The 12903-nt window shown below is 65.5% G+C and carries 11 protein-coding genes; 6 read left to right on the top strand and 5 right to left on the bottom strand.

The genetic code is table 11. The features are described from left to right. Positions 1-99: 99 nt before the first annotated feature. The gene (locus ACRB8A_RS08820; protein ID WP_050685176.1) at positions 100-342 is read left to right on the top strand and encodes a hypothetical protein; all 243 of its coding nucleotides are present in this window, start codon (positions 100-102) and stop codon (positions 340-342) included. A gap of 23 nt (positions 343-365) precedes the next feature. Here the strand turns inward: ACRB8A_RS08820 and ACRB8A_RS08815 are convergent, their stop codons facing one another. The 3 genes from ACRB8A_RS08815 to ACRB8A_RS08805 all read right to left on the bottom strand — a co-directional run bounded on the left by ACRB8A_RS08815 (position 366) and on the right by ACRB8A_RS08805 (position 3293). Then, complete coding sequence (locus tag ACRB8A_RS08815) at positions 366-1076, bottom strand: AfsR/SARP family transcriptional regulator (RefSeq protein ID WP_050685177.1); 711 nt, start codon at positions 1074-1076, stop codon at positions 366-368. A 131-nt stretch (positions 1077-1207) separates the two neighbouring features. Further along, a complete protein-coding gene (locus ACRB8A_RS08810) occupies positions 1208-2236 on the bottom strand; it encodes a M12 family metallopeptidase (protein WP_285240271.1) in 1029 nt (342 codons plus the stop codon). Between the two features lie 160 nt (positions 2237-2396). Next, on the bottom strand, positions 2397-3293 hold the full coding sequence (locus ACRB8A_RS08805) for a hypothetical protein (protein ID WP_050685179.1): 897 nt from the start codon (positions 3291-3293) through the stop codon (positions 2397-2399). 310 nt (positions 3294-3603) lie between these two features. On the opposite strand from ACRB8A_RS08805, the gene ACRB8A_RS08800 reads away from it, so the two are divergent. Genes ACRB8A_RS08800 through ACRB8A_RS08785 form a run of 4 tightly spaced genes read left to right on the top strand, consistent with a single transcriptional unit; the run spans position 3604 to position 8106 of the window. Next, positions 3604-5355 (top strand): M6 family metalloprotease domain-containing protein, encoded by a 1752-nt coding sequence (locus tag ACRB8A_RS08800; protein ID WP_050685180.1) that lies wholly within the window; start codon positions 3604-3606, stop codon positions 5353-5355. Positions 5356-5387: 32 nt separating this feature from the next. Continuing rightward, on the top strand, positions 5388-5600 hold the full coding sequence (locus ACRB8A_RS08795) for a hypothetical protein (protein WP_056599878.1): 213 nt from the start codon (positions 5388-5390) through the stop codon (positions 5598-5600). Between the two features lie 17 nt (positions 5601-5617). After that, a complete protein-coding gene (locus tag ACRB8A_RS08790) occupies positions 5618-5953 on the top strand; it encodes a hypothetical protein (RefSeq protein WP_056599875.1) in 336 nt (111 codons plus the stop codon). 32 nt (positions 5954-5985) lie between these two features. Then, a complete protein-coding gene (locus tag ACRB8A_RS08785; protein ID WP_432245975.1) occupies positions 5986-8106 on the top strand; it encodes a C1 family peptidase in 2121 nt (706 codons plus the stop codon). 95 nt (positions 8107-8201) lie between these two features. Here ACRB8A_RS08785 and ACRB8A_RS08780 read toward each other — a convergent pair whose 3' ends face one another. Next, the gene (locus ACRB8A_RS08780) at positions 8202-9284 is read right to left on the bottom strand and encodes a hypothetical protein (protein ID WP_056599871.1); all 1083 of its coding nucleotides are present in this window, start codon (positions 9282-9284) and stop codon (positions 8202-8204) included. A 312-nt stretch (positions 9285-9596) separates the two neighbouring features. On the opposite strand from ACRB8A_RS08780, the gene ACRB8A_RS08775 reads away from it, so the two are divergent. Beyond that, positions 9597-10823 carry a S8 family peptidase gene (locus ACRB8A_RS08775; RefSeq protein WP_050685185.1) on the top strand — a complete coding sequence of 409 codons (1227 nt, stop codon included), beginning with the start codon at positions 9597-9599 and terminating at the stop codon, positions 10821-10823. Between the two features lie 10 nt (positions 10824-10833). On the opposite strand, the gene ACRB8A_RS08770 is transcribed toward ACRB8A_RS08775, so the two are convergent. Next, entirely contained in the window at positions 10834-12741 is a 1908-nt protein-coding gene (locus ACRB8A_RS08770; protein WP_285240267.1) for an FAD-binding monooxygenase, read from the bottom strand. Positions 12742-12903 lie beyond the last annotated feature (162 nt).

Here is a 12903-nt window from a genome sequence, read left to right as displayed (position 1 = left end):
GAGCAGGGGCGATCTTGATCAAAGACTTGGTAAAACGCTGGCTGATTCCTGATGGTTGTGCGGCACCATCGAGGCAACGAGACCGCCAGGAGGGCTGCCATGCCAAGCGACCAGCACCCGCCGGGAGCCGGCCACACCGGCGACCGGAATCCTGCAACACCGCTGCCCGGCACCCTGGTGATCAGCACGTGGCAGGAGCCGCAGGGATTCCGCGCACGGCTGACATTCAGCACGGATCCCGGCGGGGAAACCAAAACCCTCTACAGCGCCGACGCCGCTGAGGTGCTGCGTACGGTGGGACAGTGGCTTGCGGGCCAGGCCACGGCCCGCGGGGATACCTGAGCTGCACGGCCGGCAGGCAGCACTTATGAGATGTCGGCAATAAGGCGCCCCAGGGCAGCCGATGGCGCCAGGCCCAGATCGGCCTTTAACTTTGCCCGGTACACCCTGAATGCCTGCAGGGCGGCGGCGTTGTTGCCCTGCAGCTTCTCCGCGCGGATGAGCAAACCCACGGCGCTCTCGTACAGGGGTTCCAGTTCGAGGGCGGCCTCGGAGGCTTCCAGCGCCGACTCGAAATCCCCGTGGGCCAGCGTCTCGCGGGCGATGATCTGGAAGGCGTGCAGCCGGTCGTGCCGCAGCCTGCTTTGTTCAAAAAGCACCCAGTCGTCGTACCAGCCGGGGAGCAGGTCCGCCCCGCGCAGCTGGTGCAGACTGGCGGCTGCGTTGCCGTTGACTCCCGAACGGCCCAGCTCCAGAATCTGCGCACGCACCCGGTGCAGGTCGACGTCGACCCCTTTGCTCAGCGACAGCACCCGGCCGCCGTTGACCAGCAGGCCTGGCGCCTGCCGCGAAACCAGGTGCACACTCACCCGGAGGCTCTCCAGGGCCCGCGACTCGCGGCATTCCGGCCAGAGCAGGCCCACCAGATACGGGCGGGGACGCGGCCCGCAGATGGCCAGGGCGGTAACGAGCCGCTGCTGGCGGACTGCGAGGTGCACCTCCGTGGTGTCGCAGCGCAGCTGCCAGGCCTGCAGAAGGTCCAGACAATAGCCAGGGATGTCGTCGCCGTTGCCCATGGGTACCCCCAAACAATCCGGCGTGGTTGGAAGGGCCGGATCCGTTGTAGCAACGACTTTTCTCCGCCGGGGGGCGCCCTGTCAATGGTCTCTATTAACTCTCCGCGTGTCGCGGTAAGGCCCGCCCTTGGCTACCAATACATTACGGCCGTGGTGCCGCTGCCGCCGGACCAGTAAAGGCGGACCCGCACCACATATTTCCGGTTCTGGAACAGCTTGACTGACACCTGGGCATTGCGTTCTTCGCCGCTGTCGTCGTCTCCGGCCAGGAAACGGAGTTGCCCATCCACCTCCTCAAAAAGAACCAGTACGGCATCGGCGTTGCCGAAAGTGCCGATTGTGTACGTCCTGGACTCGGACGGCTCGATGCGGAAATTTGCCTGGTCGCCCGGGCCAAGCGTCAGCGGGACGGACGCGAATGGTTCGAGGCGGGCGAAGCCGTTCTCAATGGTGGGATAGAACTTCAGGATCCACTCCTTGTCCGCCGGGGACAGCCCGCCCGGCGGCCGCAGCCCCTCGTGGTACTTCGCCGGCTGGACAATCAGGCCGGCCGGAAACCAGTATTCCATGACGGAGTCAGGGTCCCAGTTGGAGCCTTCAACCTCTGCGGCGTCGATTTTCCGCAGCACGTTGTTGAAGGTCTGGTCCCTGGACCAGAAGTTGGGGCTGCCGCCGAAGTACTGGTAAACCTTCGGTTCGTCCCAAACGATGCCGGTGAAGGGGTTCTGGTGCTCGTGGGGCATGCCCAGGGTGTGGCCGATCTCGTGCAACGCCGTGGTGCGGCCATAGTCGGTGGTCAAATCCCAGCCAAAGTTCATGGTGGCCTGTGCCATCCCGATCGACAGGACGTCGGTACCCACGTAGGACCACGACCCGTCGTTTTGGGCGAACCCGATCCTGACCTCCGACTCGCTCCGGTCCTGCACCTCCCGGAACTCGAGGCCGATCCCGAGGTTCTTCCACTCGGTGAACGCCTTGCGGACTGCCTCCTGCTGCGCTTCGGGTCCGCCCTGGAAGCAGTAGTGCAGGATGGTCCCGTTGACCCATTTGGTGGCGAATGTCCGGATGAGCTCCATCCGGTCCCCGGGCAAGCCGGGCGGCATCGGCCGGGGAATCCGTGCTTTGACGCTGCAAACCGGGGGCACATCCTGTTTAGCCATGGTCTTCTCCTTGAATCCTGGGTGGCGCGGGACCCCGCCACCCGCTTCCGAGCGGGCTCAGAAGCAGCTGCTGAAGATCGGGCGGTGGACCGGCAACCCCGCGGCCGCCGGTCCACCGCCCGTTACGGAACAGGCCATCAGCGCCGGAGCCGGCCGCTCATCACGTGACGTAAACCCACGGCACGCCCAGGTAGTTGGCGTTCCCGTCGCTGAAGTTCAGCTGGGCGTGGGAGCCGCCGCCGCGTGCATAAACGTACAGGGACGCGCTGGCACGCAGGTAGGCCTGGTCCGCGCCGAGCAGGTCCGAGTAGTACATGGTCCGCCAGCCGTCGAACCGGTCGTTGACGTTGATGTTGTCATCGGAGATATCCAGCACGTTGGTGGAGCCGGTAGCCTTGTAGTTGTATTGGTAGCCGACGGCGGACAGGTCGATCCTGACTTTTGCCTCCTTGGAGTCCCAGAAGCCGTCGTCAGAGCGGACAATGTGGAAGCCGTTGAACGGGATGTAGATGGTGTGGGCGTAGTTGCGGTTTTCCGGTGCACGGAACGTGAACCACCAGTCAATGTAGACAGTGAACGATCCCGCCCCCGTTCCAAACAGGCCGGAACCGGACCCACTGGCCGACAGCCAGGTGTCGAGCTGCCCCGGGTTGTAGCCCTGCCAGTACACGGTTCCGTCTGATCCGTGGAGGGTGGCGTAGTACGGCGTCAGCCATCCCACGGCCGCAGCCCCTGCACCCAGGCTCCCCTGCCCGGCGCCCGGATGCAGTCCCGTGCCGGTGGCCAGCGGTTCGGCCTCCGCCATCTCCCGGCGCATGTCGCCGGCCAGCTTTTCCGTCTGGGCCGTTTGGTCCTCGTTGTAAGTGTCCTGGTTCTGCAGGACGGCCGCGATGTCCTTGGGCAGGCTTTCGCGCAGATCCGACAGCCGCTGCTGCCCGGTCCGCTCAATCTGCTGCAGCCGGTCGGCCTGGGTCTTCTGCAGGCCCACAACCTCCTCGCGCCGCGCAGCGACAAGCTGCTCCAGGACCCTGTCGGTCTCGGTTGTTATCTTTTCCATGGTGCATCCTTCGTTGATTGCCATGGGGAGCAGTCCGCAAGCAGCGCCCCCCGGACCAGAGACCGGTGCCGCCACCATATGAAGGCGGGTGTTACTGCGCCGTTATCAGGGATCGCGCCGGCGGCGGCCTGAAACCCGGTAACGCTGCGATAACGCCGCCCCACTACCGTGCGAAGTGCATCGTGCATCGTGCGGCGGAAAGCCTGCAGTTTGGCGCACGGCGCGATGCTCAACCGCGCTGGGACGGTCAGGGTAAACCGGGTCGAAGGATCCGGCCGTCCATAGCGGAGTTGTTGAGAGAGGTTTGGACATGCCAAGTCCATTTGTGGGTGAAGTCTTCACTTTCGGGAATCCTGATGGCTCGGAAGTGACCCTGCGGGGGTGGGGAAACCAGTTTGAGGCCGTCTTCGAGACACTCGACGGCTACACCGTGGTCCAGGCCGCTGACGGCTACTTTGAATATGCAACACCGGAAGGTGGCGGCGAATCCCTGGTTGCCGGTGGCAGCCGGGTGGGAACCGTGGATCCGGAAACCCTCGCCATCCCCAAACACCTGCGGGTCACCCGCGTGGCAAGCCGCATCCGGGCCGGCCAGGCCCGCAGCGCCATGGGGCCCGTCCCCCGGTGGATGCAGCGGCGGCAGGAAGAACAGGCACGCCGCAACGCGCAGCAGCCGCCGGGACTGCAGCAGGAAGCCGGGCCGGACGGGCCCGGCGCTGCGCCGCCGTCGGGCAGCACCACAGGCGACTACCTGGGCCTGGTCCTGCTCATTGATTTCTCCGACTTCCCCCAGTCCATCAGCCGGCAGGAAGTGGATGACTTCTGCAACAAGGCCGGCTACTCCGGCTTCGGGAACAACGGGTCGGCCTTTGACTACTTCCGGGACGTATCTGATGGAAAGCTCCGGTACCGGAACCACGTGGCCGCCTACTACCGGGCAGCCCACGCACGCACCTACTACACGGATCCTGCCGTCGCCTACGGCACCCGCGCGCAGGAACTGATCCGGGAAGCCCTGGACAGCCTGGTGGCCAGCGGTTTCGACTTCTCGCACCTCACCGTTGACTCCGGAAACTTCATCCAGGCGCTGAGCGTCTTCTACGCCGGGAGCAGGTCCAACGCCTGGTCGCAGGGCCTGTGGCCCCACTCATGGGCGCTCGCCAGCACGTACTCCGTGGGCGGCGGCCGCCGGTTCTCCGACTACCAGATCACCGATCTCGGCAGCCAGCTGACCCTGCGGACCTTCTGCCACGAGAACGGGCACATGGTGTGCGATTTCCCGGATCTCTACGATTACGACGCCGTTAATGTGGGAAACGGCATCGGGCACTACTCGCTGATGTGCTTCGGTGGCCAGGACAAAAACCCCACCCAGGTGGAGGCCTACCTCAAGCACGCCGCCGGATGGTCCTCCAACGTCACCACCCTTGCCGCCGGTACCACTACCACCGTCGAGGCCGGCAGGAACGACTTCCTGATCCACGCCAGGAACGCCGCCGAGTACTTCATTATCGAAAACCGGCAGCAGTCCGGCCGGGACGCGGCGCTTCCCGACGCCGGCCTGGCCATCTGGCATGTCGACGTGAACGGCAACAACAGCAACGAACAAATGACGGCGGCCAAGCACTACGAGTGTTCGCTGGAACAGGCCGACAACCGGTTCGACCTTGAGCGCAGGGTCAACGGCGGCGACGTTGAGGACCTGTACGGCGGGGCGGCGGCCACGTTCGGCCCTGCAACAACCCCGGCCAGCAACTGGTGGGACGGCACCGCCTCCGGCCTGGACATCGAGCAGGTCTCCGCCGTGGGCGCCGCCATGACCGTCAAAACCAGGGCTACGGGGGCGCAGTGGTACTCCGCCCTGGCGGTTGACAGCGTGTTCACCACCCACCATGGCCAGAACGGCTGGGCAAGCCTCTCCGGCCTCGGCTGGCGCAAGATCCAGACCGGAGCCCCGGACGGCGTCACCAACATGCTGGCCGTCTTCACCGTGGCACGCAGCAAAAACCTGAGAGTCACTGTCAACGCCGACACCACCACCGTCTTCCAGACCTATCTCTGACCCGCCCACCTACGCAGAGGAACCAACCGACCATGTGGACCCTGATCAACCAGATTTTCACCACCCACCATGCCCAGAACGCCTGGGCCCTTCTCGCCGTGGACGGCGCCTGGCACAAGATCCTGCCCAACGCCGCCGACGGCGTGACCAACGTGCATCTGCTGCTCATCACTGCGAGGGCAAACGGCAAGCAGGCCTACGTTGTGCTGGACGCAGCCAAAAACATCACCCAGGTTTACTTGTAGCCGACGGGGGAACTCCGATGCCCAACGACATCACGATCAATATCTCCCTGGACCCGGCGGCCAGCGTCAAGGGCGCCGGCGACGCGGGGGCCGCACCGGCACCCGCCTCGATCGGGGGCCCAGGCACCTCCGGCGCGGCGGCGGCCGACGCGCAGGATCCGGGCGGGGCACCCGCTCCGCTCCCCCTGGACCAGCTGCCTGCCGGCTCGTCCGGCTCGTCCGGCGACGCGGAGGCGCCCGCGCCGGCACCGCCAGGGTCCTTCGGACCGGCAGCCGACGAAGCGCCGGGGCCGTCGCCGCTTGTGGACCTGCCACCGGAAAGCGGCAGCCGCAGCCGGGCAAAGGCCAAGTAGCTCACGCCTGTCATTGCGAGGAGGGAACGTCCGTGCCCCTGCCACCCCGGCCTGGCCTGGTTTCGGTTTCAGGCCACACATTCCTTACCGATGTGGTGCCTGATGTCTTCGATCAGCGCGACCTCGAGTACCGCCCGCGACTGCAACCGCTGCCCCATGCAATGGACGCCCGGCCCGGGCAGCACTTTGTCCTGACCCAAGTGGGAAGCTCCTGCACGGGACACGCGGTTGCTGCCATGATCAACACGGTCCTCGCCGCAGGACCGGACCCCATCCGGGTCAGCCCCTACATGATCTACAGCCTGGCACGCCGCTACGACGAGTTTGCCGGCGACGGCGACGAGGGCTCCTCCCTGCGCGGCGCGCTCAAAGGCTGGTTTTACCACGGGGTGCTCCCGGAACAGGACTGGCCATCCCTGGCCGCGGATCCACAGATCGACCTGCACCCGGACCTGGCCGCAAAGGCCCTGCAACATCCGCTGGGTGCGTTTTACCGGGTCAACGCCTTCCGGCTGGACGACATGCAGTCGGCCATCACGGAGCTCAACGCGGTGGCGGCGTCCGCCAGGGTCCACTCCGGCTGGCTTAACCCAACGCTGGAACACCGCGACGACGGAACCAGCTATTACCGCATCAGCCGGCCCGACAAAGTGGACCAGCTGGGCGGCCACGCCTTCTCGATCGTCGGATACAACGACGTTGGCTTCCTGGTGCAGAACAGCTGGGGAAAGAACTGGGGCGGCCACGGCTTTGCCACCCTGCCCTATGAGGACTGGCTCACCTCCGCTTACGACGCCTGGGTTGCCCGGCCGGGCGTTCCGTCGGTGCTCAACCTGCATGGCGTAACCAAGGTGGTCACAGCGACCACAGGCGGCCTCGCGCAGGGGCCCGGACCTGACCTGGAACGGCTCAAGGACCATGTGGTTAACCTGAGCAACGAAGGGCGGCTCTCCACCAGCGGGCGTTTCATCAGCACCGGCGGGCAGATTGACCGGATCTTCCAGGCAATGGCCGCCAGCCATTCAGCCTGGCAGCAGGCCGCTGCCGGCGGCGCCGACGCGGTGCCACGGCGGATCGTTTTCTACGCGCACGGCGGACTCGTGGACGAGGAAGGCGGACTGCGGGTGGCGCAGGCCCAGCTCAACTGGTGGCTGAACAACAGGGTCTACCCAGTGAGCTTCGCCTGGCAAAGCGGCCCGATCGAAACCCTCACTAACCACCTCCGGGACGTCACCGGCGGCCTGATTCCCTTCGGCGGGCTTGGCTTCGACCTGGTGGAACAGGTGGACCGGCTGGTCGAAAAAATCGCGCACTCCCGGCTCGCCTGGATGTGGGCCGAAATGAAGGAAAACGCCACCAGGTCATCCGGGAACCTGCCTGGTCCCGTCTCCTGGAATCCGGTGGACAGTGCCGCCATGGAGAACCTGCCGGGGGCTTCGCTGGTGGTCAGCAGGCTCCGGGCCTACCTTGACGAAGTGGCCCCGGTGCCCGTGGAGGTGCATCTGGTGGCCCACAGTGCCGGCGCCATCTTCACGGCCCATATGCTGGCCCGGCTCCAGGCGGAGCAGATACCGGTGGCATCCCTGTGCTGGCTGGGACCTGCCATCCGGATCGATGACTTCGAAAGGCTGGTGATGCCGGCGCTGCAGACCCATCAGGTGGAAAAGTTCACCTCTTTTGGGCTGAGCGAGGCTTCCGAACTGGACGATGTGGTGGGCGCCGGTCCCCTGAACATCTACCAGAAGTCCCTGCTTTACCTGGTTTCCCGAGGACTGGAAAGCGGCGGTGAAACGCCGTTGGTGGGGCTGCAGCGCCACGTCAGCGAATCGGCATCCCTCACCGCACTGGCCAGGGACCGCCTTGCGAAGTTCTTCTGGTCACCCAGCCAGAACCCGGTGAGCGGACGGACCAGCGCCACCACCCACGGCGGACTGGACGAGGACATGTTCACCATGACCTCGGTGCTGCTGCAGATCCTGGGAACATCTGCCGTCACCACCAGGACAACGTTCCGGCCCTTTACAGCACTCGACAGTCCCGGCGCTTCGGGAGCAGCCGCCTCCGACGTCCAAACCGTTAATGTCCAGCAGGCGGGTGCCGTCCCCGTCACCCGAACGGGCCACCAGCAAACTGCGGATGACCCGCCCGAATAAACGGCGAGGTTCTCTCCGCCTAAGGAAAAGCATTCGGGAAAGCGAGTAGCGCACCCGAAAATTGCCGCCAATTCGAACAAAGCGTCCACATCGCGTTATTCAACAGCCGGGCGTTGCGCCTCACCATGGGGTTTTCCACTGACATTATTCAGGACGCTGTGCGCCTGCCGGTCAACAATTCCTGTGACCAACTGCTGGCCGGCACCAAAAATCACAGCCCACGCAAGGATCTGCGGTGAATTGTCCAGGGCCGTCAGGCCGGGAACAAAACCACCCCGCATCAGCATCAGCCCCAGGACAGCGGTCAAGGCACCCGTGGGCAGTTTGATCAGCGCCAGCCACAGCGGCAGGTGGTAAGGGGTCGAGGTGCCGGAAACCTTCCGCAGCGAGGCTGAGCCCGAGACGGCAGCGGCCAGGAGGCCCACAAACTCCACCAGGAAGATATCGCCTGCACCGGCCTGGGCACTGACCACCTCGTCCACGTCCGTGCCCGGCGGGACCGGATTGGCCGCTTCGAACCGGGTTTCGTTGGTGGGGCAGACGATTTTCTGGTCCGGGCTGAAACACAGCGCAAGGTCCGTGGGAGACCTGACACCCCAGAGCCCCAGCAGCAGCGCCAACAGCGTCAAGGCTGCAGCAGAGGCCAGGATCAGGGACTGGAAGCTCCTGGCCTGGGCGTAGACCTGCCGTGAGTGGGAATGAGCGGCAGCCACGGCCACGATCACCAGTTCACGGTGCTCTTCCGTCAGGGGCGGATCCCCGGACGCCCGGAACCGGACCAGGGTTTCCACCCGGATCCGGCGCGGATCGTGCTCGTCAAGGTACTTGCATACGTCCGAGTGGATGTCCGGCAGGCGGCCTTTGACGTAGTCGATCGGGGCCCTCCGGAGGAGCAGTTCATCGGCAGCCTGCAGGTTTGCCAGCGCGGACTCCACCTGCGCTGCCCGCCGCGCACCACCTCGCCGGCCGGCCTGGGCAATGCGCCTGGCTGCGTTCAGGTGCCGGCTGATGCCTTCGTCCAGGGCAGCTGCGCCGGGTGGCGCCGGTGCCTCCTGCCCGGCAACACCGCCGGCGGACTTCACCCATTCCGCCAGGGCGGCCATGGACGTGATCCTGGTGAGAATCTGGCTTTGCCAGCCATTGGCAACACGTATTTGCTTTTCCTGGGCTTCAGACATTCCAGCCGCCCTTCCGGGGCATTTGGCCGAACTTTATCCAGCCAGCGTTACTGGGCCGTTACCGGAACTCCGAAACCAGAATCGATGAAACTGCCGCAATAACGCCGCGCTCCCGTGGGCTGCAAATTCATTGACAGCAAAGTGGCCCCCGGATAATATTTATTGCATTTACATTGATATACCTGCGCAGCCCCATGTCCGGGAATTATCCCGCTCCTTGCTCCGGCCATTATCGCCGGCCCCTGCATTTACGGCCCCACTCAACGGGCGCCATTTGGCCGCTGCCGGAAGCCGCGGCAAAAGGAGATTACGATGCCAGAATCACTGTCCCGGAAAATCATTATCCTGCGGGCGCCCGCCCTGCGTGCCACCCGCGACCCTTTCGACGGACCAGGGGCGCGGGGGCTGGAATCCGCGGCCCAGAACGTGGCCGAACGGGCCGCCGGCATGAGCGTGGAAACGGCCGGGTATCCTTCCGGCGCCACCATCAGTGCGCTGCAAAAGGACCCTACCGTCCTGGGGTTTGCTCCGGCGATGCCCATGAAGCTCATCGAACCTCTCGCCGCCGATGCTGCAACGGCCGCCGCCGCGACGTGGGGCGTCAAGGCCGTCGGCGCAGACACCTCGCCCTTCACCGGAGCCGGCGTGGTGGTCTCCGTCATTGATACAGGCATCGATGCCGACCATCCCGCGTTTACGGGAGTGGACCTGGTCACCAAGGACTTCACCGGCGCCGGCAGCGCGGAAGACGACAACGGCCACGGCACGCACTGCGCCGGAACCATCTTCGGCCGTGACCTCGGCGGCCAGCGGATCGGAGTGGCCCCTGGCGTCCAGAAGGCATTGATCGGCAAGGTCCTGGGCGGCCCCAACGGTGGCACCAGCGACATCCTGGCCTCAGCCATGCTGTGGGCTGCGGACAACGGCGCCAATGTGATCTCCATGTCGCTGGGCATGGACTTCCCCGGATGGGTGGACGAACTCGTCAACAACAACGGCCTCTCAATCCCGGCAGCCACCTCGATCGCCCTCGAAGGCTACCGCGCCAACGTGCGGCTCTTTGAACAGATCGCCAACCTCCTCAACGCCCGCGCGTCGGTGGCACAAACCACCATCGTGGTGGCAGCGGCCGGCAACGAAAGTGAACGGCTGGGCCAGCCGGCTTATGAAATCAACGTTGCCCCGCCCGCAGCGGCCTACGGGATCACGTCCGTGGCAGCCCTGGCGGACGGCGCCGGCGGGCTCACCGTCGCACCGTTCTCCAACACCATGGCAACGGTTGCCGGCCCCGGCGTGGGGGTCTTCAGTTCCTGGCTGAACGGGGGAACCAACACCATCAGCGGCACCAGCATGGCCACCCCGCATGTGGCCGGCGTGGCGGCGCTTTGGGCCGAACGGCTCCTCGCCCAGGGACCGCTGAGCCCGGTCCTGCTGCAGGCCAAACTCATTGCCTCGGGAACGTTCAAGCCACTCAAGGCCGGCACGGATCCGGTGGACGTGGGCTCGGGCCTGGTGCAGGCCCCCACGGCCGCCAGCTAGCAGTACCGGGCTAGCCCCGGCCCGCCAACTCCTGCCGGGCCGGCCGAAGGGGCGCAAAGAAGGCGGCAAGCCGGGCCGTCGCCTCGAGTGGCAGGACATCCGCCACGTACTGGTCGGGCCGGACCACCACCACGGCGCCACTGCGGCTGATGCCGCGCAGGTCGAAAATATCAGCCTGGGGGTCCACAGCGAAGACCTTCTCCAGGTAGGTCAGCCGGAATGGCCCCACCGTGGGTTTGAACACGGCGGGGACCGCGGAGATGTTGATGTCAGGGTGCGCCAGTTGGTAGATCACCTTCACGTCGAACCAGGCGTCGGCGTCAGCGCCCGACGGCGTCGCGGCCAGCGGCGAGTCGGTTGCGGATTCCAGCCACGCGGCAAAGTCCGCCAACGGTGAGTCGGCACCCGGCGTCGCGGCATCCGCGAAGACATAGATCCGCCAGCGGCCGTCCGCCCTGGCGTGATGCCCGAGGTGCAGGGGGTTGGTGTCGCAGACGCGGACCACGGGCGCGGACTTGAAGCGCTTGCCGATGGGGAAACCGGTGGCGAGGTCCTGGTGTTCCGGCGCGGCCACCAGCATGGACGGTGCGTACTGGGTCATGAACCCTGCCGGAAACTCCGCGGTGCTGACGTAGAAATCTTCCAGTTCCGTCGGGTCCTCGAAGTCTTCGGGCTTTTTGGCCATCAGGGTGGACCATTTCCTGTCGAAGTCGATGAGGTCCCTGGCCACCACCTGGCGTTCGGCCGAATAGGTGGACAGGAGGCTTTCCGGGCTGCGACCCTCCAGGACGTGGCCCAGTTTCCAGGCGATGTTAAAACCGTCCTGCATGGACACGTTCATGCCCTGGCCGGCCTTGGCACTGTGGGTATGGCACGCGTCCCCGGTGATAAATACGCGGGGGGTGCGGCTGCCGAGGTCTTCAGGCCGGACGTCGTCGAACCTGTCCGTGAGCCGGTGCCCCACCTCGTAGACGCTGTGCCACGCAACGTTGCGGACGTCGAGAGTATACGGGTGGAGGATCCCGTTGGCCTTGGCAATGATCTGCTCGATGGTGGTGCTCCGGACGCTGCCGTGCGTGGCCGGGTCCACCTCGCCCAGGTCAACGTACATCCGGAACAGGTGGCCACCCTCGCGTGGGATCAACAGGATGCTGCCGCCTGAGCCGGACTGGATGGCGCACTTGGTGCGGATATCGGGGAAATCGGTGACGGCCAGGACGTCCATCACGCCCCAGGCATGGTTCGCCTGGTCGCCGGCCAGGCTGCAGCCGATCGCTTCACGGACCTTGCTCCTTGCACCGTCCGCGCCCACCACGTATTTGGCGTGGACCGTGCGCTCCTTCCCCTCCTCCGGGCCGGCCGTACAGAGCAGGGTCACGCTCACCGGGTACTCGCCGTCGTCCGCCACGTCCAGCGAACGGAATTCGTAGCCGTAGTCGGGGCTCATCCGGGCCGGCGAAAAGGCCATGACCTCGGCGAAGTAGTCCAGCACCCTGGCCTGGTTGACGATCAGGTGCGGGAATTCGCTGATGCCCATCCCGTCGTCCACCGCCCTGGCGGCGCGGACAATCCGGGAGTGGTCCGCAGGGTCCGGCTTCCAGAACGCCATCTCCGTGATCCGGTAGGCCTCGGCGATGATGCGCTCCGCGAAGCCGAACGCCTGGAAGGTTTCCACGCTCCGCGCCTGGATGCCGTCCGCCTGGCCGATTGCCAGTCGGCCGGTCCTGCGCTCAACGATGCGGGTGGTGATGCCCGGGAACTGCGAAAGTTGTGCGGCGGCGAGCATTCCCGCCGGGCCGGTGCCGACAATCAGGACATCCACGTGGTCAGGAAGCCCCGCAGGCCGGTCGAGGCCCACGCCCGCCGCTGGTTGGATCCGCGGGTCACCGGAAACGTAGCCGTGGTGGTGGAACTGCATGTACTTTCCTCACTCCGTTGTGTGGCCGGCGGTTAACCGGGGCTGTTCGATAATCGAACAAGAAATTCCATAATCGAAAATCCTATGTTGCTCCAGAACTGTACGCCACGCGCCGAGGCCGTTTCAAGCACTGCAAAATAGGCCTTGACGGCGACCCCTCCC

Source organism: Arthrobacter sp. G.S.26, assembly GCF_050847375.1.
In the GTDB taxonomy this organism is placed as follows: Bacteria; Actinomycetota; Actinomycetes; order Actinomycetales; family Micrococcaceae; genus Arthrobacter.
This window is presented reverse-complemented; position numbering and strand designations above follow the sequence as displayed.